Here is a 24,930-nt window from a genome sequence, read left to right as displayed (position 1 = left end):
AATGTCATTTTCAGGTGAAGTAAAAGAAGAATTGATACAGCATTATCCGAAGGCGAGACACTGTGAGCTGGCAGAATTATCTGCGATCGTACATATGAGCGGTGTGTTTGGTGAGGATAAAAAAGGTGTATGCGTTTTAAAAGTACATACGGAAAATCCTGGAGTTGCAAGAAAATGCTTTACATTATTGAAAAAAACATTTAATATAAGAACTGATATCGTTGTCCGACGAAACACTTCAAAAGAGAGCAGCAGCTATTTCTTATATGCAAAAGGAGAAGAACTGCTTGCGATCCGGGATACGATCGTGCATGCGGTATGCTGTAAGAGAGCGTATATCAGGGGTGCGTTTATTGCTTCGGGATCTATGAGTGATCCGAGTAAATCGTACCATTTTGAGATTGTCTGTACAGAGAGCAGACAGGCGGAGTATCTGCGGGATATGATCAACAGCTTTGAGATGGATGCAAAGATTGTTGGCAGAAAAAAATCTTATGTTGTGTATCTGAAGGAAGGCTCACAGATTGTAGATATACTGAATGTCATGGAGGCTCATGTGGCTTTGATGGAACTGGAAAATGTACGGATCATGAAAGAGATGCGTAATTCAGTAAATCGTAAGGTGAACTGTGAGACAGCCAATATTAACAAAACCGTATCTGCTGCAGTAAGGCAGATGGAGGATATTATATATATCAGAGATACCATCGGTTTTGACAAGCTGCCGGAAGGACTAAAAGATGTTGCCCTTACACGTCTTGCATATCCGGAAGCGGCTTTAAAAGAGTTGGGACAGCTTATGGAGCATCCGCTCGGAAAGTCCGGAGTGAATCACCGGCTCAGGAAGTTAAGTGAAATAGCAGAAAAGTTAAGGGATCAATAAGGAGGAGCAGTTTGTTATGATTAAGAAGCCTGTTACTATTCAGAACAATATGGAGATGGAAGATCGTCCGATTGCGCATCTTGTTCAGGAAGCAAGCCAGTATTCAAGCCAGGTTTATCTTGAGATGGGAAGCAAGAAGATTAATGCGAAAAGTATTATGGGTATGATGAGTCTGAAGCTTCAGAGGGGTGAAGCGGTTACGATAGTAGCAGAAGGACAGGATGAAGATGCTGCGGTAAAAGGTGTAGCTGATTTTTTGTCTGCTGTAAATTAAATTCATGATATGTAAAAACTGATTACATATGAAGGGGCTGTTGCTGAAGGGTTTTCTGCGACAGTCCCTGTACTATAAAAGGAGATGTGAGAATTCGATATGAGACGTTTGCTTTTTATCTATAATCCGCGTGCGGGAAAAGAAATTCTGAAACCTCACCTTTCGGATGTGATTGATATCTTTGTGAAGGCGGGATATGAAGTTGTGATCTATCCGACACAGTCTTATCGGGATGCTTATAAAAAAGTAAGAAAGTATAAAGCAGATGAATATGATCTGATCGTGTGCAGCGGCGGGGACGGAACACTCGACGAAGTTGTTACGGGGATGATGAAGCGTCCGAAGGATAAAAGAAATCCAATTGGTTATATTCCGACCGGGACAACCAATGACTTTGCAAGCAGTCTGCATATTCCGCGAGGGCTTATGGAGGCGGCAGATAATGCGGTGAATGGTACGGTATTCTCATGTGATGCCGGTAAGTTTAATGATGGAATCTTTGTATATGTGGCGGCGTTTGGCCTCTTTACGGATGTGTCCTATCAGACGAAACAGTCCATGAAGAATGCGCTGGGGCATCTGGCGTATGTGTTGGAGGGGGCAAAAAGACTTTTTAATATCCCTTCTTATAAGGTAAAAGTGACACATGACGGAGAAGTGATCGAGGATGAATTTATCTATGGAATGGTGACGAATTCGAGATCGGTCGGAGGTTTCCGTAATATGATCGGCAAACAGGTAGGATTTGATGACGGAGTGTTTGAGGTTACATTGATCAAGGCACCGAAAAATCCGATTGAATTGCAGGAAACGATCGCGTCACTGATGACAAAGCAGATGGATTCCAAATATGTATACGCATTTAAGAGTGGCCATGTGACTTTTGAGTCGATCGAAGAGATCCCCTGGACGTTAGACGGTGAGTATGGCGGAGAGCATGATGAAGTTGTGATTGAGAATCTGAATAAAGAACTTCAGATTATGGTCCCGAGTGAAGAGAAAATAGAGCTTGAGTGGGAAGAAGAAAACGAATAAAAAAATAAAACAAAATAAATAAAAAAAGTAAAAAAAGTACTTGCTTATTGCTGACATGTTTGTTATAATAGGCAAGTACGAAACAGCAAGGCTCCCTGGTCAAGCGGTCAAGACGCTAGCCTCTCACGCTGGAATCAGGGGTTCGATTCCCCTGGGAGTCACTGTAAGAAGTCGTTGAATACTTATAAAAGTATCCAACGGCTTTTTTGTTGTTAGAGCAAGGTTCTGTTTGTGATATGACTTTTTTGTGTTCCGAAAAAGGGAATAACATCGCCACTGGTTTTAGCTTTTAAACAATACTACTTAATACTACAGGGAGGTGAACACTAAGGATCTATCATTCAACCATGGATAGTCTAACGCATGGTAGTATGAGAGGACAGTAGATAAAATAATAATTTATCTCCTACTCGATTTTTTGTTGGTGAACATGAAATACATTTTCATAATGCCAAGATAATGAGCGGAATTACTGACGAAAAAAGAAAATTTCATTCAAATAATTTAAATTTAAGATAATACATATTGACAATATGAAAAAATATTTTATAATATAATTAAAACAGCATAAAAAAAGAAAGAAAAACAAAGATAAATTAGCGAATATAAACAGAAAAAAGTTAGATGTTTGGAATTTACTTTTGCTTTTTTTAAAATGTGCTGAAATAAAATTTCATTTAAAGGAGGAACTATTAATGAAAAAGAGAACAATCATGAAGAAAATGCTTTCAATGGGTCTGGTTGGCGCAATGGTACTTTCATTAGCAGCTTGTGGATCTAGCAGTAGCGGAGATTCAGAAGAAGCTAGTGGAGACAGCGGAGATGGCGTAACACTTGAATTCCAGCAGTGGTGGGGCGTAGAGCTTCCGGATGGAGCACTTCAGGAGATCTGTGATGACTTCACAGAGGAAACAGGAATTAATATTGAGCTTCTGAGCAATCCTTATGCAGATACTAAGACTCAGATTGCAGCTGGTGCAGCAGCGGGAACTATGGCTGATGTAGTTGGTCTTGATGGATCTTGGGTATATGATTTTGCAAAACAGGAGTCTATCGCAAACTTGACAGATTTGATGTCAGGTGCAGGTTATGATGATAGTCAGTTATCAGATCAGATTCAGGTAGATGGAAGTACATACATGATTCCAGTTGTTAACTTTGCATATCCATTATATGTAAATATGGACATTCTTGAAGCAGCTGGGGTTTCTGAGGTTCCAACAACATGGTCAGAGTTCTTGGATGCATGTGATAAGATCGTATCTAATACAGATGCAGCTGCATTTGCAATTCCATTATCTTCTGAAGCTCCTAACGGTATTCAGAATCAGTTCATGACATGGCTGTGGGCATCAGGCGGAGCTATGTTAGAAGATGGAAAACCGAACCTTGAAGGTAATGAAAATCTTGAGAAAGTTGTTGATTTCGTAAAAGAAATGAAAGACAACGGATACCTCTCTGATGGTGCTGAAGCTATGAAAGAGCAGGATATGGTTAACGAGTTCGAGAACGGACGTCTTGCATTCATGGTAGATGGAATTTCTCACTTGACACTGATCAAAGAAGAAAGTCCAGACCTTAACTTTGACTATGCTAAGATGCCTGTAATGGATGGTTATGAAGGCGAAAGCGGAATGGACGTTGCTAACTGGGGTATCGGTATTGCAGAAAACTGCGAGAACAAAGAAGAAGCATGGCAGTTTGTAGAATATCTTATGAGCCCAGAAGTAAATGCTAAATTAGCTCAGCTTGCAAACGCTTTCCCAGGAAATGCAACTGCAGAGCCTGATTATTCTGAAAACGATGAATTATTCCTGAAAGCATACGATATCTTCCAGACAGGTTATGCTATCAACGAATTCACAGGTGCTCCTACATCTGAAGATTTGATGAGAAGCTTCAATGAGCAGCTTGTATTATATCTGGATGGAGATATAGCATCTGCAGCAGATATGTTGAGTGCAGCACAGGAAAGCTGGGCACCTGCTTTTGAATAAAAATCGGACAGAACTATAAGGTAAAGAGTTAAAGAATATAGGCTGCGCGTATATTCGCGCAGCCTATATTTCTCAAAAAATGAAGGAGGTGGGATGATTGGCAAAGGGGAATAAAGTAATGACAAGGCCGGCAGGAAGCAAAAAGGATGTTTTGAGGAAACAGGCAACACCATATTTATATCTTTTACCAACAGTTGCATTAATGATTGTTCTGCTGGTTGTACCTATTATCATGGTTATCGGATATTCCTTCTTCGATAATGTGATTGTTAATAAGAATCCTGTTTTTGTTGGATTGCAGAACTATAAGGCAGTACTGACGGATCCAACATTCCTGGTTGCAATAAGGAATACGCTTTTCTTTGTTATCGTCAGCATTGTAGCACATCTTTTGATTGGTATGTTATTTGCAATGGTATTGAATACCAGATACCTTGGTGTTAGAGTAAAAGGTATTTTTCGAGTAATCTATGCTTTGCCGTGGATGTTTACAGCATCTGTTATAGCAATTCTCTGGAGAATGATGTTAGATCCAAATGGTGTAATCAACTATCTTATTACATCGATGCACATAGTTGATAAAAACATTTCGTTCTTGGCAACGAGAGATATTGCGCTTAAGGCAGTTACAGTGATTAATATTTGGTCGGGATATCCTTTCTATATGATTAGTATTTTGGCGGGATTACAGGGGATTTCAACAGATTTATATGAGGCATCCGCATTGGATGGCGCGAATGCTATTCAGACATTTTTCAGAATTACAATTCCTCAACTAAAACCAATTCTTGTCAGTCTTCTGATGTTAGATTTTGTTTGGACATTGCAGCAATTTGCTTTGATTTGGATGACTACAGGAGGCGGACCGGTCAATGCAACCGAGACAATTAGTACATATATATACAAACAGGGCTTTACGAAATATCAGTATTCAATGGCATCGTCTGCAGCCGTAATTCTTCTTATTGTATGTACGATTATTGGAATCTTCTATGTCAGACAACAAAGATCGGAGGATTAAAGTATGATAGGAAAGAAAAAAATTTCAGTTCAGATTTTAGTTATCATAGTATTGATCATTGGTACTTTGTGGGCGGGTTTTCCGATTGTCTGGATGTTCTTGAACTCATTTAAGCCTAATGCGGAGATTTTTGCGTGGCCGCCGACATGGATTTCTGAAAATTTTAGTTTGGATGCTTATAAAGCAATCTTTACAAACCCGGAACAGGTAAGGTTTTTTATTAATAGTTACATTATAGCTGGACTGGTAGTAGTGATTACTCTTATTATTGGAATTATGGCATCTTATGCATTTAGCCGTTTTGACTTTAGAGGAAAGGGTGTTATCAATACAGTTATTGTTGCTGTACAGGCTGTACCGCCGATTACTTTGCTGATTCCGTATTTGAGCTTGATCGTAAGTTTAAAATTATACAACACATATGCAGCACTTGTTCTGACATATTTGGTATTTACGCTTCCATATTGTATTTTAATGACAACAGGATATCTGAATACTCTTCCAAAAGAATTGGATGAAGCTGTTATGATCGATGGCGGTTCTCGTTGGAAGGCGTTATGGAAGATTTTGGTTCCTACAGCTGTTCCTGGTCTGGTATCAGTAGGAATGTATACGTTCATGCAGGCATGGAATGAATATTTGTTTGCTCTGGCATTGACAAAGACGAATGAAATGCGTACGGTTCCGGTAGGTATCAATTTATTGATGGGACAGCATTCATATGAATGGAATCAGATGATGGCAATGAGTGTACTTGGATCATTACCGATACTTGTATTATTCTTATTCTTCCAGAGATACTTTATCGCTGGTATGACGGCAGGATCAGTAAAGAGTTAAGACAGATGATATTAGGAGGATTTCAATAGTGATGAATGTATTACAGATTGAACAAAAATACAGGCAGGCATATGAGACAATGGATGAGACAGTGGAAAAGCGCGTGTCTGAGAAGCGTTATACAGCAATGGGCTATACCAGCAACTTAGATATTTTGTGCGATTTTCAGGTTGAAAGATTGAATGAATTGCTTGCAGAATACCTTCCAGATGGCGATCTTTCACAGATGGAGGTTCCGGAAAAGGTTCACACTATGGAAGAATTGCTCCAGACAATCGTGTATTATTGTACCCGAGGAATAGGCGGAGAAGCAGACATAGAGAATACAAAACTCTTGGAAGAGTGTTTTTCTGCACAGTATGGAATGGGCGGAACGGCAGTTCAGGCTGCTTTGGCACTTGCTCAGGTGGGGTGTCCGTCTGTTGTGCATCTTACAGATGACTCAAAAGAGGTATGTAAGTTGTTAGAGTCTCCATATGTTTATACAGTTTCTGAAACGGGAGAATTGGTACATACGGATGGAATTGTCCAGACTCAGGATCAGGAAATACACTGTATTATACAGTTTAAAAAAGGTGATGTGATCTGTCTGGGCAATCAAGAAGCAGAGATTCCTTGCTCGAACCGATTGATTTTAACAAAGATTACGGTAAATGAGTATGTTCCGTTTTATAAACCTTATTTTAAATGGGTTGAAGAAAATGCAGAACATGTAAGCAGTAATGTATTGTCCAGCTTTAATGCGCTTTTAGATCCGGAAGTTTTGAAGGAACATTTGGATTTTGCAGGACAGCATGTCATGAAATATCGAGAAAATAATCCGGAAGGCATAGTATTCTTTGAAGATGCACACTTCCATGATATTTCAGTAAGAAAGCTTTGTCTCGAGACGGTATGCTCTTGTGTAGATATTGTCAGCCTGAACGAAGAAGAGCTGAAGTATACATTAAAAGAAATGTATGATTTTGATGTGGATATTAGTGACATTATTTCCTGCGTTGAAGGTGCAAAATTTATTCGGGAAAAATTTGGTATCCGTAAGGGTATTATCATTCATACTAAAGATTATTCTATGTATGTAGGTGAAAAACTGAAAGCAGATATTGAGAAAGGGCTGATGTATGGAAATATGTTGGCTACTGCGAAGGCACAGAACGGAAGCTATGGTACGAAGGAACAGATTGGAGAAGTTCTTACCTTTGAACTGAGCCCGAAGGGGATCGAGAATTACAGTAAAGTCATAGAAAGCAAATATGCGGATGAAGTAACATTAGTACCGTCTAAATATATTGATAAACCAAAGTACACTATCGGATTAGGTGATTCATTCTTAGGCGGTGTACAAATGTGTTTTTAAAAAATATTTTATAGAAAAAAGTGATAATGTATAGTATTATATTTCTAGAGGAGGACTAAATTATGTTAATGAATATGAAAGACATCTTGGCAGTAGCAAAAGAGAACAAATTTGCGATTCCGGCATTTAATATTTCCGATTACTCAATGTTTTTGGGAATTATGGATGTTTGCGAGGAAACTAATTCACCGGTTATCATTGAGATTCATCCAGATGAATTAAGCTTTACTGGACCAGAAATGGTTTTAGCTATTAAGGAAAGAGCATATAAGTCACCAGTGCCAGTATGTATTCATCTGGATCACTGCAGTGATTTTGGAACAATCATTTATGCGATCCAGTCAGGATTTACATCTGTAATGTTTGATGGTGCAGAGCTTCCTTTTGAAGAAAATATTGCAGGTGCTAAGAAAGTAGTAGAAGCAGCACATTCTGCAAATGTATCTGTTGAGGCAGAACTTGGAACTATCGGATCTACTGATCCGGCAGATTTTGAAGGCGGAACAGCAAAAATCATTTACACAAATCCAGACGATGCAGCAAAATTCGTTGCAGAGACAGGCGTAGATACACTTGCTGTTGCAATTGGAACATGTCATGGTTTATATCCAGCAGGAATGAAACCAGAACTTAAACTGGATATCTTGAAAGAAATTGAAGCAAAAGTGGATATTCCATTGGTTCTTCATGGTGGATCGAACAATCCGGACAAAGAAATTGGAGAATCTGTAACACTTGGAATCAATAAGATTAATATTTCTTCTGATATCAAGGTTGCATATTTCCAGAAAATGAGAGAAGTATTAAAAGATGAAGGGGTAAGAGAGCCAAATGTAATTGAGCCTCAATGTATGGAAGCTATGAAAGAGTGTGCAAAACATAAATTAGAACTCTTCCAGACAATTGGAAAAGCTTCTTTATACTAAGCCTTTTGGGCTCTCCCTTCAAGGAAAGGTGTCAAAGTGAAAAAAGAGAGTATGCTGAATAAGGGGGTTCTCGAGGTAATAAAAGAGAACTATAACTGCATTTTTTCAGCCGAAAAAAAAGTGGCGGATTTTGTCTTAAAAAATCCACAAAAGACGGTGGATTCTAATGTGTCTGAACTGGCAAAGCAAAGTGGTGTGAGTGATGCAACGGTTGTAAGGATGTGTCACCATATAGGATATACTGGATATTATGAATTCCGTATTACGCTGGCGAAGGATCTGGGAAGACAGCAGTATGAGACGGTTAATCGCGTACAGACGCATGATGAAGTGGAAAAGCAATTTCGGGAATATGCGGAGAATATTATCGCAATAGGGCGAAGGATAGATGCCGATGTCATGTGGAATTGCGTGAATCTATTGAAGTCATGTAAGCAGGCGCATCTTCTGGCCGTAGGAAATACATGTCCATTAACTCAGTATATGGGATTCCGTCTTGGAAGATTAGGAATTAAAAGCACATATAATGTTGCCGCAGAATATTTTTTGAATAATGTAAATTTAGCTGATTCAGATGATATATTGGTTGCAATTTCTCAATCAGGTACATCCAAGCAAGTGATTCAGGGATTGGAGCTTGGAAAGGAAAAAGGATTAAAAGCGATTGCGATTACTGCTTATGCGAATTCACCAGTAGCGAATCTTGCGGATTACGTACTGCTTTCGGCAGGAACAGAAGGACCTTTTAATTATTATAAAGGTTTTGCGCATTTGAATGAAACTGCAGTCATAGATGCTCTTTTGAACTTTGTCACAAATGCGGAACTAATTAAAAAGAAGCAGGCTGATAGGCCTGAGATTATATTATCAGAATACAAGATGTAAAAGTGATAATGTAGAACAGCGGGGCTCTTTTGAATGCTTCATGCATGAAAGTGTCTTGCTGTTCGTTTTTTATAGTAAATTTTAAAAAGAATAAAATGTTTGGAGGAAATAATATGAAACGTTCAAGAATTAATCAGGTTATTAAAGACATGGAGCAGTTGATCAATGAGCACAGATTTGAGATCCCTCCATTTGCAAAGTGGACAGCAGAAGAATGGAACAGCATAGGACATGAATATGATGAGATCCGTGACAATAAACTGGGCTGGGATATTACGGATTACGGCCTTGGCAAATTTGATGAGGTCGGTTTCGCGCTCCTTACAATTCGAAACGGAAATCAGAAGATGCCAGAGAAGTATCCAAAGACATACGCAGAAAAATTGTTAATGCTCTACGAGGGACAGACAGCTCCATTGCACTATCATGTATCTAAGATGGAAGATATTATCAACCGAGGTGGAAATGATATCTATATCACTGTTTATAACGGAACTAAGGATATGGAAAAACTGGATACAGATGTGGTTGTATATAAAGATGGTAAGAAAGAAATTGTTCCGGCAGGAACAAAAGTACTTTTGACACCTGGAGAGAGTATTACAATTACACCTTATATGTTCCATGATTTTGTAGTTCCGGAAACTGGCGGATCTGTTCTGTTAGGAGAGGTATCTATGTGTAATGATGACGATAACGATAACTTCTTCTATGAGAGAATGGGAAGATTTCCGACGATCGAAGAAGATGAGCCGGCATACCGTCTGCTGTGTACCGAATATCCGGATGCAGAATAGTGGGAGGAATGAACGTGAATTATGAGATTAGTAATCGATGCATGACGGTTAAGATAGCTGCTACCGGTGCAGAGATGCAGTCTGTCTCAAAAGATGGCGTTGAGTATCTCTGGAGTGGAGATCAGAAATACTGGCCGGAAAGAGCTCCGATTCTGTTCCCTTTTGTAGGAAGATTTACAGAAGGAAAGTACACTCTTAATGGAAAAGAATACTGCATGGGGATTCATGGATTCGCAAGAAGCCTTCCGTATCGGGTAGTAGAGCATGACCGAGAAAGAATCGTTATGGAACTGGAGGATACAGAAGAAACATATGAGTCCTATCCGTATCATTTTGTTTTGCGCGTGAGTTATGAACTAGATGAAAATCAGATTAATATAGGATATCAGGTTCGGAACAATTCAGATAAGATGATGTATTTTGGAATCGGCGGACATCCCGGATTCAAGGTACCGCTGGAAGATGGCCTGGAATTCTCAGATTATTATCTGGAGTTTTCGGGAAAAGGTTGCCCGGACAGGGTTGGTCATACAGAAACTTGTTTCCTGAATGGAATCAATAAAGAATTTCCATTAGAAGATGGGCAGAAGATAAGAATGAGACATGATATGTTCGATGATGATGCTATTGTTCTTCAGAATATGCCGGGGGAAGTGACATTAAAATCGGACAAAGGAACAAGAAGTGTTACGGTATCTTATCCTAAGATGTCTTATCTGGGATTCTGGCATGCGCCGAAAACCGAAGCGCCCTATATTTGTATTGAACCATGGACTTCCCTTCCATCCAGACAAGATGTGGTAGAAGAGTTCAGCAATAAGAGTGATCTGGTACGTCTGGGAACTGGTGAGACTTATTGCAATCAGTGGAGTATAACAATCCGTTAAGGATCTGCAGATATATTGATATGCCCTTTAAGTTGTCGTAGTGGTTAAAGGGCGTATCTCTCCAATTTTAGAGTTGAAATAAATATTTGTAAAAAAAGTCCTTGCAAAATAGATTGCGGAGAGTTGGATATTGACCTATAGGTTTTTTGTTGTAAAGGATTATTTTAGGAGGTTTATTATGAGATTATTAGCAGATACAGCAAATATAAAGGAATTAGAAATTCTAAAAAATAAAAATCTTATCGAGGGAGTTACAACGAATCCTTCGATTATTTCAAAAGAAGGAAAAGATGGTATAAAAATACTTAGAGCGATTACAGAATTACTCCCTGATATGCCAGTATTTGGTCAGGTTGTTGGGGAAACAGTTGAAGATATGGTCGCAGATGGGAAGCGTATTAATTCTGCAGGAGATAATATGGTCGTAAAGATTCCTGCTAATTACCATGGAGTAGAAGCAATTGCAAGGTTAAGTGAGCTGGGAATTAAAACATGTGCAACTTCGATATTGACTGCCGCAGAAGCCGTTCTGTGTGCACAGGCCGGAGCCACATATGTTGCGCCATACACAGGACAAAATGACATCATAGGGTATAAAGGTGTCGATACACTTTCGCAAATATCAACGGTATATAAAAAATTAAATATAGATACAAAGATTGTAGCTGCATCTATAGAAAAATCACAGGAAATTGTCGACTACTTTATGGCAGGAGCAGATTGCCTTACACTTCCATATCATGTTTTTGAAGATACCTTTACTTCACCGAATCCATTAACAGAGCATTATATCAATAATTTTAAGCGAGACTGGATGAATGCAGAATGCTTTTTTGAATAATAATAGATAAAAATGACGGGCGCTTGGCGAGCGCACGTATTCCCAAAAATATTGAAGATATGGTAATACCGATAAATGACCGGAAATACCTTTCTCCTTGTTTTTTTCGCGTTAATGAGATATAATGGAAAAAGCAAATAAATATGTCGTGTAAACACAGTGATTTTCATGACTAGGAATTGGAGGAATACAATTATGTTAGTATCAGCAAAAGAAATGCTTGATAAAGCGGTAGCAGGCCATTATGCAGTAGGACAGTTCAATATTAACAACCTTGAGTGGACAAAAGCTATCCTTCTTACAGCAGAAGAGTGCAAGTCTCCTGTTATTCTTGGTGTATCTGAGGGTGCAGGAAAGTATATGACAGGATTTAAGACAGTTGCAGCTATGGTATCATCAATGATCGATGATCTCGGAATCACAGTTCCGGTTGCTCTTCATCTGGATCATGGTACTTACGATGGATGTTATAAATGTATTGAAGCCGGCTTCTCTTCCATTATGTTTGACGGATCCAAGTATCCGATCGAAGAGAACGTTGCAAAGACAAAAGAACTGATTGCAGTATGTAAAGAAAAAGGATTATCACTGGAAGCTGAAGTTGGTGCTATCGGCGGAGAAGAAGACGGAGTTATCGGACAGGGTGAATGTGCTGATCCTAACGAGTGTAAGATGATCGCTGATCTTGGCGTTGATATGCTGGCAGCAGGTATCGGTAACATTCATGGAAAATATCCGGCTAACTGGGCAGGATTAAGTTTTGAGACTCTGGATGCAATTCAGCAGCTGACAGGCGATATGCCGCTGGTTCTTCACGGTGGTACAGGAATTCCGGAGGATATGATCAAGAAAGCAATCGATCTTGGAGTTGCAAAAATCAATGTTAATACAGAGTGCCAGCTGGCTTTTGCAGATGCTACACGTAAGTATGTAGAAGCTGGAAAAGACCTGGAAGGAAAAGGATATGATCCTCGTAAATTACTGAAACCAGGATTTGAAGCAATCAAAGAAACAGTTAAAACGAAGATGGAATTATTCGGTTCTGTTGGAAAAGCTGAATAATTAGTGAAAAAATTCACTTGCCTTTTTAAACCGTTTGAGTTATACTAACTGGCATAGAAAGAACAAAGGCGTTCCAGCGAAGGTTGGAGTGCCTTTTTCCAGTTATTCTTCATGGTCATGCGGAAGAATAACATTCTATAATACATAATAAGAAAGGAAACGAGGAGACATGAGTGAAGCATTTAATGTAGCCGATATTTTTGGCGAGGACGTATTTAATGACACTGTGATGCAGGAGCGTCTTCCTAAAAAAGTCTACAAAGATCTGAAAAAAACCATTGAAGAAGGTAAGGAGTTAGACCTTGCCACAGCAGATGTAATTGCACACGAGATGAAAGAATGGGCAATTGAGAAAGGGGCTACGCATTATACTCACTGGTTCCAGCCTCTTACCGGCGTGACTGCTGAGAAGCACGATTCCTTTATCTCCGCTCCACTGCCAAGTGGAAAGGTATTGATGAGCTTCTCCGGAAAGGAACTGATCAAAGGAGAACCAGATGCATCATCCTTCCCATCCGGAGGACTTCGTGCAACGTTTGAAGCAAGAGGATATACAGCATGGGATTGTACCTCTCCTGCATTTGTAAGACATGATGCAGCAGGTGCAACGCTTTGTATTCCAACAGCCTTTTGCTCTTATAAGGGTGAGGCACTTGACCAGAAAACTCCTCTTCTTCGTTCCATGCAGGCAATCAATGAGCAGTCTCTGAGACTGATCCGTCTGTTTGGAAATACAACATCTAAGAAAGTTACTCCTTCTGTAGGACCAGAGCAGGAATATTTCCTTGTAGATGCTGAGAAATTTTTACAGAGAAAGGACCTGATTTATACCGGTCGTACATTGTTTGGTGCAATGCCTCCAAAGGGACAGGAATTAGATGATCATTATTTTGGAACGATTCGTCAGAGAATCGCCGGATTTATGAAGGATGTTAATGAAGAACTCTGGAAAGTCGGAGTATCTGCCAAGACACAGCATAACGAAGTGGCACCGGCTCAGCACGAGCTTGCTCCGATCTATGCAGAAGCAAACGTAGCTGTAGACCACAACCATCTGGTAATGCAGACATTAAAGAGAGTTGCATGCAAGCATGGTATGAAATGCCTGCTTCATGAGAAACCGTTTGCAGGAGTCAATGGTTCCGGTAAACATGATAACTGGTCTCTGACTACAGATGATGGAAAGAATCTGCTTGATCCGGGCAAGACGCCTCATGAGAACGTTCAGTTCCTTCTGGTACTTACCTGTATCCTGAAGGCAGTGGATGAACATGCAGACCTTCTTCGTGAATCCGCAGCAGATCCGGGAAATGATCACAGACTGGGAGCAAATGAAGCACCACCGGCAATCATCTCTGTATTCCTTGGCGAGCAGCTGGAGGATGTGCTGGATCAGCTGATCAGCACCGGTTCAGCTACACACAGTCTGAAGGGCGGCAAGCTGGAAACAGGTGTAAGCACTCTTCCGGATCTTGCAAAAGATGCGACAGACCGTAACAGAACATCACCGTTCGCATTTACAGGTAATAAATTTGAATTCCGTATGGTAGGCTCCCGTGATTCTGTTGCAGGACCAAACGTTGTATTGAATACCATCGTTGCAGAAGCATTTGCAGAAGCATGTGATGTACTGGAAAATGCAGAAGATTTTGATGCTGCAGTGCATGATCTGATCAAAAAGTATGCGACAGATCATCAGCGTGTGGTATTTAACGGTAATGGATATTCTGATGAATGGGTAGAAGAAGCTGAAAGACGTGGACTTCCGAATATCAAATCCATGGTTGAGGCAATTCCTGCACTTACAACAGAAAAGACGGTATCCATGTTTGAAAAATTCAAAGTATTTACAAGGGCTGAGCTTGAGTCCCGTGCAGAGATCAAGTATGAGAATTATTCTAAGGCAATCAATATTGAGGCACGTACTATGATCGATATGGCAAGTAAGCAGATCATTCCGGCAGTAATCAAGTATACAAAATCTCTTGCAGATACTGTTGTAGTTGTAAATCAGGCAGGCGCAGATGCGTCCGTACAGGCAGAGCTGCTCACAGATATCTCCGGACTTCTTGCTGAGACTAAAAAAGCACTGGAAGAACTGATCGTGATCACAGATAAGGCAGCAGAGATGGAAGAGGGAGAAGATCAGGCAAGATTCTATCACTTTGATGTAGTGCCTGCAATGGAAGCTCTTCGTGCTCCGGTAGATAAGCTTGAGATGATCGTAGATAAGGAAGCATGGCCAATGCCTTCTTATGGAGATCTGATGTTCGAAGTATAGTCTGTTAAGAAATACATTAGAAAAATTTAAGAACCCCGGACTTGGAATGGTTATGTGAATATGCTATTCTAAGTTCGGGATCTTTTATATCAGGAGGAAATCCATGACGAAAATAGTATTTCTGGACAAACTGAAAAAAGCGTTAGGTAACGATCTTCCGGGGGCTGTCGTTCAGGAGCATGTGAATTATTATCATAATTATATTAATGAAGAGATGGGAAAAGGCAGAAGTGAAGCAGAAGTCATTCGCGAACTGGGCGATCCATGGGCAATTGCCAGGAACATCATTGCTTCAGAAGAGATCAAAGGGAATGCAAAAGAAACATATGACAGTTATGAACCGGAGCGTCAGGCGGATCATACATGGAATCGGAATACAGCTGTACATGTATTTGGAATAGACAGCTGGTGGAAGAAGCTGCTGCTCATACTGGGTGTGATCGGAGTAGTTCTGGTGATCGGGGCCGTCATTGGAGGACTGCTCAGTCTTCTCATGCCTTTGATTCCTGTGTTGATCGTAATCTGGGTCGTAATTCGTGTACTGAACAGACGACGATGAAGGATGAAGTAGCCGGAAACGGGATTATAGTGCAAAAAAAGATCGATGGGGGAGCCATCGATCTTTTGAGGGGAGTATAAATAATTAATAAGGGGTTGTAGAAAGTTTTCTTTCTACATGATTTAGTATAATATAGCAGAAAATAAAAAGCAAGAAAAATATAAAAAAAACTTAATATATTTATTTTTTTTGTTTTTGCGGAAAACAGCACATAAAAATTCCGAAACAGGACAGAATATGTCTTGTAACAAAATTGATTAGGAGGAATTGATATGGCTAAGAATTATAGTTCATCTAACAACAGCCAGAATGCATCCGGTAGAAATGCATCTGACAGAAACGCATCTGACATGAACTCAACGAACAGAAATGCATCCAATAAGAATGCATCTCAGAATTCAACAAACAGAAATGCATCCAATAAGAATGCATCTCAGAGTTCAACCAACAAAAATTCATATAACACAGGCAACGAAGGTAATCATTATTAAGACGGCGACAGGAGTGCAGGGACATGCAGACAGGCATGTCCCTTGCGCTGTCGGCAATATTATGATATAAGTAAAGATAGCAAAAACGAAAGTACATATGGAGAACAGAATGAAAAAAACAGAATTGATCGCGCCGTGTCATTTTGGCCTGGAGGCGGTGTTGAAAAGGGAAATACAGGATCTGGGATATGAGATATCGGAAGTGGAAGATGGAAGAGTTACATTTTACGGAGATGCAGAAGCTGTCTGTCGTGCAAATGTATTTTTGAGGACGGCGGAGAGAATCCTGTGGAAAGTAGGAGATTTTCGGGCAGAGACATTTGACGAATTGTTTGAGAAGACCAGAGCACTTCCGTGGGAAGAGTTTATTCCGAAAGACGGGAAATTCTGGGTTGCCAAGGCTGCTTCCGTCAAGAGCAAGCTGTTCAGTCCTTCAGACATTCAGTCTATTATGAAAAAAGCAATGGTGAGAAGGATGGAGGAACACTATCATATGAAGTGGTTTCCGGAAGATGGTGCCTCTTATCCTGTGAGAGTGTTCCTGAAAAAAGATATTGTGACGGTTGGAATCGATGCATCCGGTGTGTCTCTTCACAAAAGAGGATATCGTGAGGTGGCGGGAAAGGCACCGATCACGGAGACGCTGGCAGCGGCACTCATCATGCTGACTCCATGGCACAAAGACAGAGTGCTGGTAGATCCGTTCTGCGGAAGCGGAACATTTCCAATCGAAGCTGCCATGATGGCGGCAAACATTGCACCGGGGATGAATCGGAGCTTTACGGCAGAGACGTGGACGAATCTGATTCCGAAAAAGTTATGGTATGATACGATAGATGAGGCGAATGATCTGATTGATGATCAGATCGATACCGATATACAGGGATATGATATTGACGGCTCTGTGATTAAGATCGCAAGGAGAAATGCAAGAGAAGCCGGAGTAGATCATCTGATCCATTTTCAGGAGCGTGATATCAAAGATCTGAGTCATCCGAAAAAGTATGGATTCATCATCACAAATCCACCTTACGGAGAGAGACTGGAAGATAAAAAAGATCTTCCGGAACTGTATGGAACGTTTGGAGAGAGTTTTAAGCGTCTGGATACATGGTCTGCGTACATGATTACTTCTTATGAGGATGCAGAAAGGTATTTTGGGAGAAAAGCAGATAAAAATCGCAAGATATATAATGGAATGCTGAAAACGTATTACTATCAGTTCCTCGGACCACGTCCGCCGAAACAGAAGAGAACAGACAGATAGAATGAAAGGAAGTACCATAATGGAAAAGATCATATTTGCAACCGGAAATAAAAATAAGATGATAGAGATTAGAGCAATTCTAAGTGATCTCGGTGTAGAGATTCTGTCTCAGAAGGAGGCAGGAATCCATGCGGATGTAGTAGAGAATGGAACAACTTTTGAGGAGAATGCGCTGATCAAGGCAACAGAGATCGCAAAGGCGGCAGCCCGGATGCCGGAATATCAGAATACAGTGGTACTGGCAGATGATTCCGGACTGGAGATCGATTATCTGAATAAAGAGCCGGGAATCTATTCCGCTCGATATATGGGAGAAGACACTTCCTATGATATCAAGAATCAGGCACTGATTGATCGCCTGGAGGGAGTTCCAGACGAGCAGAGAACTGCGAGATTCGTGTGTGCGATTGCAGCAGCATTTCCGGATGGTTCGCACGAAGTTGTGCGTGGCACTATGGAAGGGCGGATCGGATACGAGATCATCGGAGAGAATGGATTTGGCTATGATCCGATCTTTTTCCTTCCGGAATATGGCTGCACCAGTGCCGAGCTGTCTCCGGAAAAGAAAAATGAACTGAGCCATCGTGGAGAGGGATTAAGGAAAATGAGAGCCATCCTGAGTAAGAAGGCAGAGAATGTGAATAATAAGTGAGGTCCATATGAAAATACTGATTGTAAGTGATACACACAGGCAGCACAGAAATCTGGAAAAGGCGATTGAAAAAGAACGCCCGTTTGATATGCTGATTCATCTGGGAGACGTAGAAGGCGGAGATGATTATATTGCCGCTCTCGCAGAATGTCCGACGTATTTTGTGCGTGGAAATAATGATTTCTTTTCGGATTTACCGGCAGAGGATGAGCTTATGGTAGAGGGATACCATATATTCATTACCCACGGGCATGCATATTATGTGTCTATGGGAGAGGAACGTCTGATACAGGAAGCAAAAGAGAGGGATGCAGACATTGTAATGTATGGGCATACCCACAGACCATCATGCAGAAAAGATGAGAATCTGCTGATCCTGAATCCGGGAAGCATGTCCTATCCGAGACAGGAGGGGAGACGGCCGAGCTATATGTTAATGCATATTGATGACCAGGGACGTGTAGAGGTATCCCAGGAGTATTTATAGGGGAAAATCAAAAAAGAAAAATTTATAAAAAAAGTTGTTGACAAGCTGAGTGGGTTCGGATATAATAAGTCATGTGCCACGGAAAAGAACAGTGTGACATGAAAATTAAAACCGGGGTGTGGCTCAGCTTGGCTAGAGCGCCTGGTTTGGGACCAGGAGGTCGCAGGTTCAAATCCTGTCACCCCGATCTGATATGCGGGTGTAGTTCAATGGTAGAACACCAGCCTTCCAAGCTGGATACGTGGGTTCGATTCCCATCACCCGCTTTCTTAAAGCCTTTAAGCTTTAAGATAGATAGTTCTAAGGAGCTAGTCTTATGAGTCTGTAGCTCAGCTGGATAGAGCAACGGCCTTCTAAGCCGTAGGTCGAGGGTTCGAATCCCCCCAGGCTCGTTAGAACCACACAATTGAATAAGGTGGTACTTAGTTGGACAAGATAGTTCGATAAGTAATATATATGGTGGGTATGGTGCAGTTGGTTAGCGCGCCAGATTGTGGTTCTGGATATCAAGGGTTCGAGTCCCTTTACCCACCTTTTTTTCTTTTATTGGGCTATCGCCAAGCGGTAAGGCACAGGACTTTGACTCCTGCATTCGTTGGTTCGAATCCAACTAGCCCAGGTATTATGGGCGTGTAGCTCAGTCGGTAGAGCACTTGACTTTTAATCAAGTTGTCCGGGGTTCGAATCCCCGCACGCTCATTGAATATGAATCCGTGGATGGAGAATCCCCGGATTTTTTTTGTTCATTTTCCGGGAAAGAAAAAAAGCCCCATCCCCCTGAAGACCGTAAGGATAAGACTTTCATGCGGATGACAGGACTTGAACCTGCACGCCGAGGGCACCAGATCCTAAGTCTGGCGCGTCTGCCAATTCCGCCACATCCGCAAAACGTATTGTCTTAATACGCTTTATTAGATTATCATTAAAAAGTCGAATTGTCAATCATTTATTGTATATCGCATATATCCGGTTGCGTGAATATTAAAAACAGATTATAATGTAGAGTATCTGTATGTGAGAAGTAAACATAAGAGAAAAGGAGAATATCGGATATGCTTGAAGTGAAGAATCTGACATTCAAAGTGAATGAAAACGGAATAGAGAGAAGTATTGTGAAAGGTATCAGTTTTGACGTGAAAGACGGCGAGATGCTGGTGATCACGGGACCGAATGGTGGCGGCAAGTCTACGCTTGCCAAAGTTCTGATGGGAATTGAGGAAGCGGATGAAGGAAGGATCATTCTGGACGGAGAAGACATTACCTCTTACGATGTCAATCACAGAGCAAATGCAGGAATCGGATTTGCTTTTCAGCAGCCTCCAAGATTCAAGGGAATGACTGTGAAAAAACTGCTGTCTCTTGCTGCAGGACGCTCTCTGGAGGAGGGAGAATGCTGCCAGATGCTTAGCAGTGTGGGACTGTGTGCGAGAGAATATATTGATCGTGAAGTAGACGGAACCTTGTCCGGAGGAGAGATGAAGCGTCTGGAGATCGCAACGGTTCTGGCTAAGAAACATAAGCTGTGTATTTTTGATGAGCCGGAAGCGGGAATTGATCTGTGGAGCTTTTCTATGCTGATCCAGCAGTTTGAAAAGATCCATGGTGCGAAGGAAGAAAGTCTGATTCTGATCTCCCATCAGGAGAGAATTATTCAGATGGCAGATCGGATCATGGTGATTGAAGATGGAAATATCGGTGCAATCGGGCCAAAGGATGAGATTTTGCCGACCTTGATGGATAAGGGCGAGAGATATTCCTGCCTGGACAGAATATAGGAGGTGTGAGACAATGACAGATTTAGACAGAATTACAGAACAGGTGCTGCGTCAGATCGATGCCTCTGGTTTTAAACAGACGGGCGCGTTTAATCTGCGGCACAATGGAATCGCTTTGTGTCATGGAGACAGTGAACATGTCAAGATTAAAAAGAAAACGGAGAAGTCCGGAATAGATATATTTATCGACGGAAAGACGAACGGAGAACAGGTGCATATTCCGGTTGTGGTTGATGCGTCCGGAATGACGGATGTCGTATATAACGATTTTTATATAGAAGAAGGTGCAGATGTAACGATCGTTGCCGGATGTGGAATTCATAACAGTGGATGTAATGAAAGCCGTCACGATGGAATTCATGCATTTCACGTAGGGAAAAATGCGAATGTGCGCTATGAAGAAAAACACTACGGAGAAGGGGAAGGTACCGGGGCAAGAGTATTGAATCCGGTGACACAGATCTATCTGGAAGAAGGTGCAGTGTTTACTATGGATACCGCTCAGATCAGAGGGGTGGATTCTACGCATCGTGAGACAGAAGTTAAGCTGGCAGCAGGTGCAAAGCTGTATGTGGTTGAGAAGCTCATGACACACGATAAGCAGTCTGCCAGGTCCAATATGGCCATCGAATTGAATGGTGACGGAAGCTCAGCGCAGATTGTATCAAGATCCGTTGCCAAGGGGGAATCCAGACAGGTATTTCATCCAAAGGCGATCGGCAATGCAAGCTGTCATGCGCATGTACAGTGTGATTCCATTATTATGGACCATGCAGAAGTGAGTTCGATTCCGGAGATTAATGCAAGGCACCTGGATGCAGCAATCATTCACGAGGCTGCAATCGGAAGAATCAATGATGAGCAGCTGGTAAAGCTTCGTACACTGGGAATGACAGAAGAAGAAGCAGAAGCGGTAATCATTGAAAATTTCCTGAACTAGACAGATCACCATTATATTGTGACAGGGAGATAGAATGAAGAGCAGATTTCAAAAGAAGAAAGACATAATGAAACGTGCGATTAAGATGGAGATGCGGGAGCACAGAAGTTCTTTTATCGTATACATGGTGCTTCGGGCACTTGTGATATTGATGATGGTTCTTCAGATATTTAACAAAAATTATGAGAATGTATTCCTGTGTGTGCTCACATTATTGTTATTTATTGTTCCAAGTTTTATCCAGGTAAACCTGAGGATAGAACTGCCATCTGCACTGGAGATTACGATACTGCTGTTTATATTTGCAGCAGAGATTCTGGGGGAGATACAGGCTTATTATATAAAGTTTCCGTTCTGGGATACGGTGCTTCATACGATCAATGGTTTTTTGATGGCTGCGATCGGGTTTGCACTGGCAGATATCCTGAATCGGAGCAAGCGGATTTCGTTTCAGCTGTCACCGGTGTTTCTTGCAATTGTTGCCTTTTGTTTTTCTATGACGATCGGTGTTCTGTGGGAGTTCTTTGAATGTAGTATGGATATGTTCTTTGGACTGGATATGCAGAAGGATACGGTCCTGAACAGCATTTCTTCGGTCATGCTGGATCCGACCGGCGGAAATACACCGACTTCGATCCGGAATATTACGAGTGTAACGGTAAATGGGCAAGATCTTGGACTTGGAGGATATCTGGATATCGGTCTTCTGGATACGATGAAGGATCTGTTTGTTAATTTTATCGGAGCGGTGGTATTTTCGATTATCGGATATTTTTATGTTAAGAACAGAGGAAAAGGAAAATTCGCGAAACGTTTTATACCGCAGGTGAAGAATAAGAGTACGGATTATCTGCAACAGGCAGAAAAAGAGGCGGTTGAGGTGTCGAAGGAAGAATAAGAATATGATCTGATAATCAGGGAATTCGCAGATGTGTGGATTCCCTGATTCGTTTTGATCATCTTTTATGCAGGATGCTATCGCACAAACCTGCGGATGATGCAGCTGATTACACCGGCAATGCAAAGCGGCAAAAGAATATGATTGAGAGATCCATAGACCTGAAGAGCTGTTCCAATACCGTATAATGGAGCCGGACTTTGCGGAATCAGGCCGGAGAACATGTATGCAAGTGCAGAGCCTGCATATATAACAATAAAGCTCATGAGTCCGCGTCCGCAGTCATAGCGTGTGCCCTTGTGGTCGCGTCTGTTACTTGTGCATATAACAGAAAAAAATGCGATGACCTCATAAAGGATCAGTGCTGCTGCAATCAGAAGATAAGAGATCATAACGGGATCCTGTGTCTCGGCAATGGAAGCCAGGCTGCCAAGAGAACTTGAGTGAACCAGGAAGCATTTGCTAAGTAAAAAAGTAATGATTGCAATCAGGATCAGAGTTGCAGAACGAAGCGTCAGCTGAACCGTCCTGGTCAATGCTTTCCCACCTGCTTTCACGATGCTTGCCAGCGGCTTTGCAAGGTTAGGAAGATGCAGGTTCCATCCACGTTTGCTGTCAGTTTTTTCTTTCTTTCCGGAGCGCTTAAGTGCCTCGGTAACGTATTTATCATAATCGTTTTTTCGAATATAATCGGTATCATCAATATCGGATAAACCGCGAAGGACATCCCGATAGTCATCTTCTTCTATGGAAATATCAGGAAGCTCGCCTTCATAGATTACTTCAAAGTCATCGTCAAAAATATCAGGTTCTTTTTTCGGTTTTATATGAATTCTTTTTGTTTTACTCATGCTCATGTCTGTCCCTCCTTGTTGAAACGTTTCCTATTGTATAATGTTTAGTCAAAAGACTCAAGAGATATCACAAAATGTTCACGAAGACGTAAGGAAATCTTTAGATTTATATGAGATTATAAGTTGAGATATAAAAGGTTTTCCATTATAATAACACTATTAAATATAGAAATAAGTATAGGAGTGTTAACAGATGCAGTTTTATTTTTTTGCGCTTTACTTTTTTGTATATGGTTTCCTGGGATGGTGTACGGAAGTCGGCTATGCGGCAACTCAACAGGGAAGATTTGTCAATCGAGGCTTCTTAAATGGCCCGATCTGTCCGGTATATGGGATAGGAGTCGGTGTCGTGGTGCAGTTCCTGACACCGGTGGAAGATCATCTGCTCTTATTATATCTGTCCTCTACGATACTTGTTACATTGATCGAAGGATTTACCGGATATCTTATGGATAAGATCTTCCATCATAAATGGTGGGACTATTCCAATCGTCCTCTTAACATAGGCGGATATGTATGCCTGAGCTTTTCTCTGGTCTGGGGTGTTGCATGTGTAATGATCGTAAAACTGATTCATCCGGTGATACATAAAGGGCTGTCTTTCATCCCTGTTACAGTCGGAATGATTCTGATTATCATTCTGGGAATTGGATTGTTTGCGGATCTGTATGTGACTGCATCCGGTATCCTGAAGATGAACCGGCGTCTGGAAGCGATGGAAAAGATTGCAGCAGAGCTTCGAGAGCTATCCGACAAGGTGGGAGAGAATATCTACGAAAATGTGATGGATACGATGGAGTTCAAGGAAGAGAGGAAGGAACAGCTGGATTCTGTTGCGGAAGAACTGCGTGAAGGCATTCGGGAACGTATGGAAGAGCAGAAAGCCCGCATGGAAGAGCAGAAAGCCCGCATGGAAGAGATCAAAGCACATATGGAAGAACTGCGTGTTCGTTATGAAGAGATGGCAGAGAACCGCACCAGAGTCGGAGAGCGTCTGGTAAAGGCATTCCCGGGAATGGAGTCAAGGCTGCATAAAGAGATTCTGGAAGAACTGAAAGAACGCGTGAAAAATGCAAGAAAGTAAGAGATAATTTTACGGGGCAGGCATCGAAAAGATGCGCTGCCCCTTATATTGGTTATTCGCCGACCGGTACAAGTTGTACGCTGGTTCCGGAGATTTCCAGCGTCACTTTGTCATCCAGGCGGGCATTGTTGTACTGGGCAATCCCAAATCCATCCGTTCCCATAATCTCGTTCAGCCCTTCGTCATACATATTAGATGAAGAGACGTTTCCGGAAGGTCCGGTTGCGATGATGTTGTAAGTACCGGCAGGGAAATCTGTTCCTGCGGTATAATTGCCGGGCTGCAGATCTACAGGCGATCCTTCGGACGGACTTCTGGGAGTTACTTCCTGTGTCCTTGCATTATCGGAGACCAGATGGATCGTCACATCACCGCCAAGAGATAATATGACGCCTTCTTCCATCTTCAGACCATTGAAGGTTTGCTGATTGTACCCGTCATTTTCCAACCCCATGATCTCATTCAGGCCGCCGTTGTACATATTGGATGAGGAAACGTTCCCGGATCCGGCGGTGGCGGTCAGATTGTAAGTGCCGACCGGGAGATCGATGCCTGCTGTATAGTTTCCGGCAGTCAGATCTATTTCATAGTGTTCTTCGATGACTTCCGGAAGGGTGTCTTTTTCCGTATCCGATGTCTGACTGCTGTCGGATTTTGTGCTTTCAGAGCTCTCGGATGAGCTTTTATCAGAATTGCCGCTCATTCCGACAGCGATGATGATCAGTACGACGATTCCAATGATGATCCATTTTAATTTTCCTGTCTTTTTTTTGTTGTTATTCATAGCCTTTCCTCCATTTCCATCAGCAAAGGAGCATTGATGGTGTTATTCTCCTT

General features: G+C 41.5%; 25 protein-coding genes and 8 tRNA genes. 30 read left to right on the top strand and 3 right to left on the bottom strand.

Annotation, left to right across the window (positions count from 1 at the left end):
- Position 1: 1 nt before the first annotated feature.
- The 26 genes from whiA (at position 2) to ABE547_RS03645 (ending at position 19,241) form a co-directional block, all read left to right on the top strand.
- Positions 2-883 (top strand): DNA-binding protein WhiA, encoded by an 882-nt coding sequence (gene whiA, locus ABE547_RS03770; protein WP_347377501.1) that lies wholly within the window; start codon positions 2-4, stop codon positions 881-883.
- A gap of 16 nt (positions 884-899) precedes the next feature.
- Entirely contained in the window at positions 900-1,157 is a 258-nt protein-coding gene (locus ABE547_RS03765) for an HPr family phosphocarrier protein (protein WP_347377500.1), read from the top strand.
- Between the two features lie 99 nt (positions 1,158-1,256).
- Positions 1,257-2,192, top strand: coding sequence for a YegS/Rv2252/BmrU family lipid kinase (locus tag ABE547_RS03760; RefSeq protein ID WP_347377499.1), 936 nt, complete (start codon positions 1,257-1,259; stop codon positions 2,190-2,192).
- 89 nt (positions 2,193-2,281) lie between these two features.
- A tRNA-Glu gene (locus tag ABE547_RS03755) sits at positions 2,282-2,353 on the top strand.
- A 534-nt stretch (positions 2,354-2,887) separates the two neighbouring features.
- Positions 2,888-4,189, top strand: coding sequence for a sugar ABC transporter substrate-binding protein (locus ABE547_RS03750; protein WP_347377498.1), 1,302 nt, complete (start codon positions 2,888-2,890; stop codon positions 4,187-4,189).
- Positions 4,190-4,286: 97 nt separating this feature from the next.
- Positions 4,287-5,210, top strand: a complete 924-nt coding sequence (locus ABE547_RS03745; RefSeq protein WP_347377497.1) for a sugar ABC transporter permease — start codon at positions 4,287-4,289, stop codon at positions 5,208-5,210.
- Between the two features lie 3 nt (positions 5,211-5,213).
- Positions 5,214-6,050: a carbohydrate ABC transporter permease gene (locus ABE547_RS03740; RefSeq protein ID WP_347377496.1), complete on the top strand. Its 837-nt coding sequence runs from the start codon at positions 5,214-5,216 to the stop codon at positions 6,048-6,050.
- Positions 6,051-6,081: 31 nt separating this feature from the next.
- Positions 6,082-7,407 carry an ADP-dependent glucokinase/phosphofructokinase gene (locus ABE547_RS03735; protein WP_347377656.1) on the top strand — a complete coding sequence of 442 codons (1,326 nt, stop codon included), beginning with the start codon at positions 6,082-6,084 and terminating at the stop codon, positions 7,405-7,407.
- Positions 7,408-7,469: 62 nt separating this feature from the next.
- Positions 7,470-8,333: a ketose-bisphosphate aldolase gene (locus ABE547_RS03730; RefSeq protein WP_347377495.1), complete on the top strand. Its 864-nt coding sequence runs from the start codon at positions 7,470-7,472 to the stop codon at positions 8,331-8,333.
- A 36-nt stretch (positions 8,334-8,369) separates the two neighbouring features.
- Positions 8,370-9,218 carry a MurR/RpiR family transcriptional regulator gene (locus ABE547_RS03725; protein ID WP_347377494.1) on the top strand — a complete coding sequence of 283 codons (849 nt, stop codon included), beginning with the start codon at positions 8,370-8,372 and terminating at the stop codon, positions 9,216-9,218.
- 113 nt (positions 9,219-9,331) lie between these two features.
- On the top strand, positions 9,332-10,015 hold the full coding sequence (locus ABE547_RS03720; protein WP_173901361.1) for a D-lyxose/D-mannose family sugar isomerase: 684 nt from the start codon (positions 9,332-9,334) through the stop codon (positions 10,013-10,015).
- A gap of 14 nt (positions 10,016-10,029) precedes the next feature.
- Positions 10,030-10,902 carry an aldose 1-epimerase family protein gene (locus ABE547_RS03715; protein WP_347377493.1) on the top strand — a complete coding sequence of 291 codons (873 nt, stop codon included), beginning with the start codon at positions 10,030-10,032 and terminating at the stop codon, positions 10,900-10,902.
- A gap of 178 nt (positions 10,903-11,080) precedes the next feature.
- The gene (locus tag ABE547_RS03710; RefSeq protein ID WP_173901359.1) at positions 11,081-11,743 is read left to right on the top strand and encodes a transaldolase family protein; all 663 of its coding nucleotides are present in this window, start codon (positions 11,081-11,083) and stop codon (positions 11,741-11,743) included.
- A gap of 195 nt (positions 11,744-11,938) precedes the next feature.
- Positions 11,939-12,805: a class II fructose-1,6-bisphosphate aldolase gene (gene fba / locus ABE547_RS03705; protein WP_347377492.1), complete on the top strand. Its 867-nt coding sequence runs from the start codon at positions 11,939-11,941 to the stop codon at positions 12,803-12,805.
- A 169-nt stretch (positions 12,806-12,974) separates the two neighbouring features.
- Positions 12,975-15,086 carry a glutamine synthetase III gene (locus ABE547_RS03700; RefSeq protein ID WP_347377491.1) on the top strand — a complete coding sequence of 704 codons (2,112 nt, stop codon included), beginning with the start codon at positions 12,975-12,977 and terminating at the stop codon, positions 15,084-15,086.
- 103 nt (positions 15,087-15,189) lie between these two features.
- Positions 15,190-15,645: a DUF1700 domain-containing protein gene (locus ABE547_RS03695; protein ID WP_347377490.1), complete on the top strand. Its 456-nt coding sequence runs from the start codon at positions 15,190-15,192 to the stop codon at positions 15,643-15,645.
- 272 nt (positions 15,646-15,917) lie between these two features.
- Positions 15,918-16,136, top strand: coding sequence for a hypothetical protein (locus ABE547_RS03690; protein ID WP_347377489.1), 219 nt, complete (start codon positions 15,918-15,920; stop codon positions 16,134-16,136).
- 109 nt (positions 16,137-16,245) lie between these two features.
- Positions 16,246-17,403, top strand: coding sequence for a class I SAM-dependent RNA methyltransferase (locus ABE547_RS03685; protein WP_347377488.1), 1,158 nt, complete (start codon positions 16,246-16,248; stop codon positions 17,401-17,403).
- A 19-nt stretch (positions 17,404-17,422) separates the two neighbouring features.
- On the top strand, positions 17,423-18,055 hold the full coding sequence (gene rdgB, locus ABE547_RS03680) for an RdgB/HAM1 family non-canonical purine NTP pyrophosphatase (protein WP_347377487.1): 633 nt from the start codon (positions 17,423-17,425) through the stop codon (positions 18,053-18,055).
- 7 nt (positions 18,056-18,062) lie between these two features.
- Positions 18,063-18,542: a metallophosphoesterase gene (locus ABE547_RS03675; protein ID WP_347377486.1), complete on the top strand. Its 480-nt coding sequence runs from the start codon at positions 18,063-18,065 to the stop codon at positions 18,540-18,542.
- Between the two features lie 112 nt (positions 18,543-18,654).
- Positions 18,655-18,729, top strand: a tRNA-Pro gene (locus ABE547_RS03670).
- An 8-nt stretch (positions 18,730-18,737) separates the two neighbouring features.
- A tRNA-Gly gene (locus tag ABE547_RS03665) sits at positions 18,738-18,808 on the top strand.
- Between the two features lie 52 nt (positions 18,809-18,860).
- Positions 18,861-18,934 (top strand) — tRNA-Arg (locus tag ABE547_RS03660).
- Positions 18,935-19,001: 67 nt separating this feature from the next.
- A tRNA-His gene (locus ABE547_RS03655) sits at positions 19,002-19,075 on the top strand.
- 14 nt (positions 19,076-19,089) lie between these two features.
- Positions 19,090-19,161, top strand: a tRNA-Gln gene (locus ABE547_RS03650).
- Between the two features lie 7 nt (positions 19,162-19,168).
- Positions 19,169-19,241 (top strand) — tRNA-Lys (locus tag ABE547_RS03645).
- A 105-nt stretch (positions 19,242-19,346) separates the two neighbouring features.
- Here ABE547_RS03645 and ABE547_RS03640 read toward each other — a convergent pair.
- Positions 19,347-19,427, bottom strand: a tRNA-Leu gene (locus ABE547_RS03640).
- Between the two features lie 167 nt (positions 19,428-19,594).
- On the opposite strand from ABE547_RS03640, the gene ABE547_RS03635 reads away from it, so the two are divergent.
- The 3 genes from ABE547_RS03635 to ABE547_RS03625 are packed head-to-tail and all read left to right on the top strand — an operon-like array spanning position 19,595 to position 22,155.
- Positions 19,595-20,317: an ATP-binding cassette domain-containing protein gene (locus ABE547_RS03635; RefSeq protein WP_347377485.1), complete on the top strand. Its 723-nt coding sequence runs from the start codon at positions 19,595-19,597 to the stop codon at positions 20,315-20,317.
- Between the two features lie 13 nt (positions 20,318-20,330).
- Positions 20,331-21,257 (top strand): SufD family Fe-S cluster assembly protein, encoded by a 927-nt coding sequence (locus ABE547_RS03630; RefSeq protein WP_347377484.1) that lies wholly within the window; start codon positions 20,331-20,333, stop codon positions 21,255-21,257.
- Positions 21,258-21,291: 34 nt separating this feature from the next.
- Positions 21,292-22,155, top strand: coding sequence for a hypothetical protein (locus tag ABE547_RS03625; protein WP_347377483.1), 864 nt, complete (start codon positions 21,292-21,294; stop codon positions 22,153-22,155).
- Positions 22,156-22,232: 77 nt separating this feature from the next.
- Here ABE547_RS03625 and ABE547_RS03620 read toward each other — a convergent pair whose 3' ends face one another.
- The gene (locus ABE547_RS03620; RefSeq protein WP_347377482.1) at positions 22,233-23,012 is read right to left on the bottom strand and encodes a hypothetical protein; all 780 of its coding nucleotides are present in this window, start codon (positions 23,010-23,012) and stop codon (positions 22,233-22,235) included.
- A gap of 190 nt (positions 23,013-23,202) precedes the next feature.
- Here ABE547_RS03620 and ABE547_RS03615 point away from each other — a divergent pair, with 190 nt between their 5' ends.
- Positions 23,203-24,093 carry a hypothetical protein gene (locus ABE547_RS03615; RefSeq protein ID WP_347377481.1) on the top strand — a complete coding sequence of 297 codons (891 nt, stop codon included), beginning with the start codon at positions 23,203-23,205 and terminating at the stop codon, positions 24,091-24,093.
- Positions 24,094-24,145: 52 nt separating this feature from the next.
- Here the strand turns inward: ABE547_RS03615 and ABE547_RS03610 are convergent, their stop codons facing one another.
- The gene (locus ABE547_RS03610; protein ID WP_347377480.1) at positions 24,146-24,877 is read right to left on the bottom strand and encodes a hypothetical protein; all 732 of its coding nucleotides are present in this window, start codon (positions 24,875-24,877) and stop codon (positions 24,146-24,148) included.
- Between the last annotated feature and the right edge of the window lie 53 nt (positions 24,878-24,930).

It is taken from the genome of Dorea sp. YH-dor226 (assembly GCF_039832105.1).
Lineage (GTDB): Bacteria > Bacillota > Clostridia > Lachnospirales > Lachnospiraceae > Dorea_A.
The sequence above is the reverse complement of the archived record's forward strand: the minus strand, read 5'-3'. Positions and strand labels throughout refer to the sequence as shown.

Bases quoted from the DNA above. Each gene is read 5' to 3' on its own strand.
- whiA (WP_347377501.1), top strand. From the start codon at position 2: ATGTCATTTTCAGGTGAAGTAAAAGAAGAATTGATACAGCATTATCCG.
- ABE547_RS03765 (WP_347377500.1), top strand. From the start codon at position 900: ATGATTAAGAAGCCTGTTACTATTCAGAACAATATGGAGATGGAAGAT.
- ABE547_RS03760 (WP_347377499.1), top strand. From the start codon at position 1,257: ATGAGACGTTTGCTTTTTATCTATAATCCGCGTGCGGGAAAAGAAATT.
- ABE547_RS03750 (WP_347377498.1), top strand. From the start codon at position 2,888: ATGAAAAAGAGAACAATCATGAAGAAAATGCTTTCAATGGGTCTGGTT.
- ABE547_RS03740 (WP_347377496.1), top strand. From the start codon at position 5,214: ATGATAGGAAAGAAAAAAATTTCAGTTCAGATTTTAGTTATCATAGTA.
- ABE547_RS03735 (WP_347377656.1), top strand. From the start codon at position 6,082: ATGAATGTATTACAGATTGAACAAAAATACAGGCAGGCATATGAGACA.
- ABE547_RS03730 (WP_347377495.1), top strand. From the start codon at position 7,470: ATGTTAATGAATATGAAAGACATCTTGGCAGTAGCAAAAGAGAACAAA.
- ABE547_RS03720 (WP_173901361.1), top strand. From the start codon at position 9,332: ATGAAACGTTCAAGAATTAATCAGGTTATTAAAGACATGGAGCAGTTG.
- ABE547_RS03710 (WP_173901359.1), top strand. From the start codon at position 11,081: ATGAGATTATTAGCAGATACAGCAAATATAAAGGAATTAGAAATTCTA.
- fba (WP_347377492.1), top strand. From the start codon at position 11,939: ATGTTAGTATCAGCAAAAGAAATGCTTGATAAAGCGGTAGCAGGCCAT.
- ABE547_RS03700 (WP_347377491.1), top strand. From the start codon at position 12,975: ATGAGTGAAGCATTTAATGTAGCCGATATTTTTGGCGAGGACGTATTT.
- ABE547_RS03695 (WP_347377490.1), top strand. From the start codon at position 15,190: ATGACGAAAATAGTATTTCTGGACAAACTGAAAAAAGCGTTAGGTAAC.
- ABE547_RS03690 (WP_347377489.1), top strand. From the start codon at position 15,918: ATGGCTAAGAATTATAGTTCATCTAACAACAGCCAGAATGCATCCGGT.
- ABE547_RS03685 (WP_347377488.1), top strand. From the start codon at position 16,246: ATGAAAAAAACAGAATTGATCGCGCCGTGTCATTTTGGCCTGGAGGCG.
- rdgB (WP_347377487.1), top strand. From the start codon at position 17,423: ATGGAAAAGATCATATTTGCAACCGGAAATAAAAATAAGATGATAGAG.
- ABE547_RS03675 (WP_347377486.1), top strand. From the start codon at position 18,063: ATGAAAATACTGATTGTAAGTGATACACACAGGCAGCACAGAAATCTG.
- ABE547_RS03635 (WP_347377485.1), top strand. From the start codon at position 19,595: ATGCTTGAAGTGAAGAATCTGACATTCAAAGTGAATGAAAACGGAATA.
- ABE547_RS03630 (WP_347377484.1), top strand. From the start codon at position 20,331: ATGACAGATTTAGACAGAATTACAGAACAGGTGCTGCGTCAGATCGAT.
- ABE547_RS03625 (WP_347377483.1), top strand. From the start codon at position 21,292: ATGAAGAGCAGATTTCAAAAGAAGAAAGACATAATGAAACGTGCGATT.
- ABE547_RS03620 (WP_347377482.1), bottom strand. From the start codon at position 23,012: ATGAGCATGAGTAAAACAAAAAGAATTCATATAAAACCGAAAAAAGAA.
- ABE547_RS03615 (WP_347377481.1), top strand. From the start codon at position 23,203: ATGCAGTTTTATTTTTTTGCGCTTTACTTTTTTGTATATGGTTTCCTG.
- ABE547_RS03610 (WP_347377480.1), bottom strand. From the start codon at position 24,877: ATGAATAACAACAAAAAAAAGACAGGAAAATTAAAATGGATCATCATT.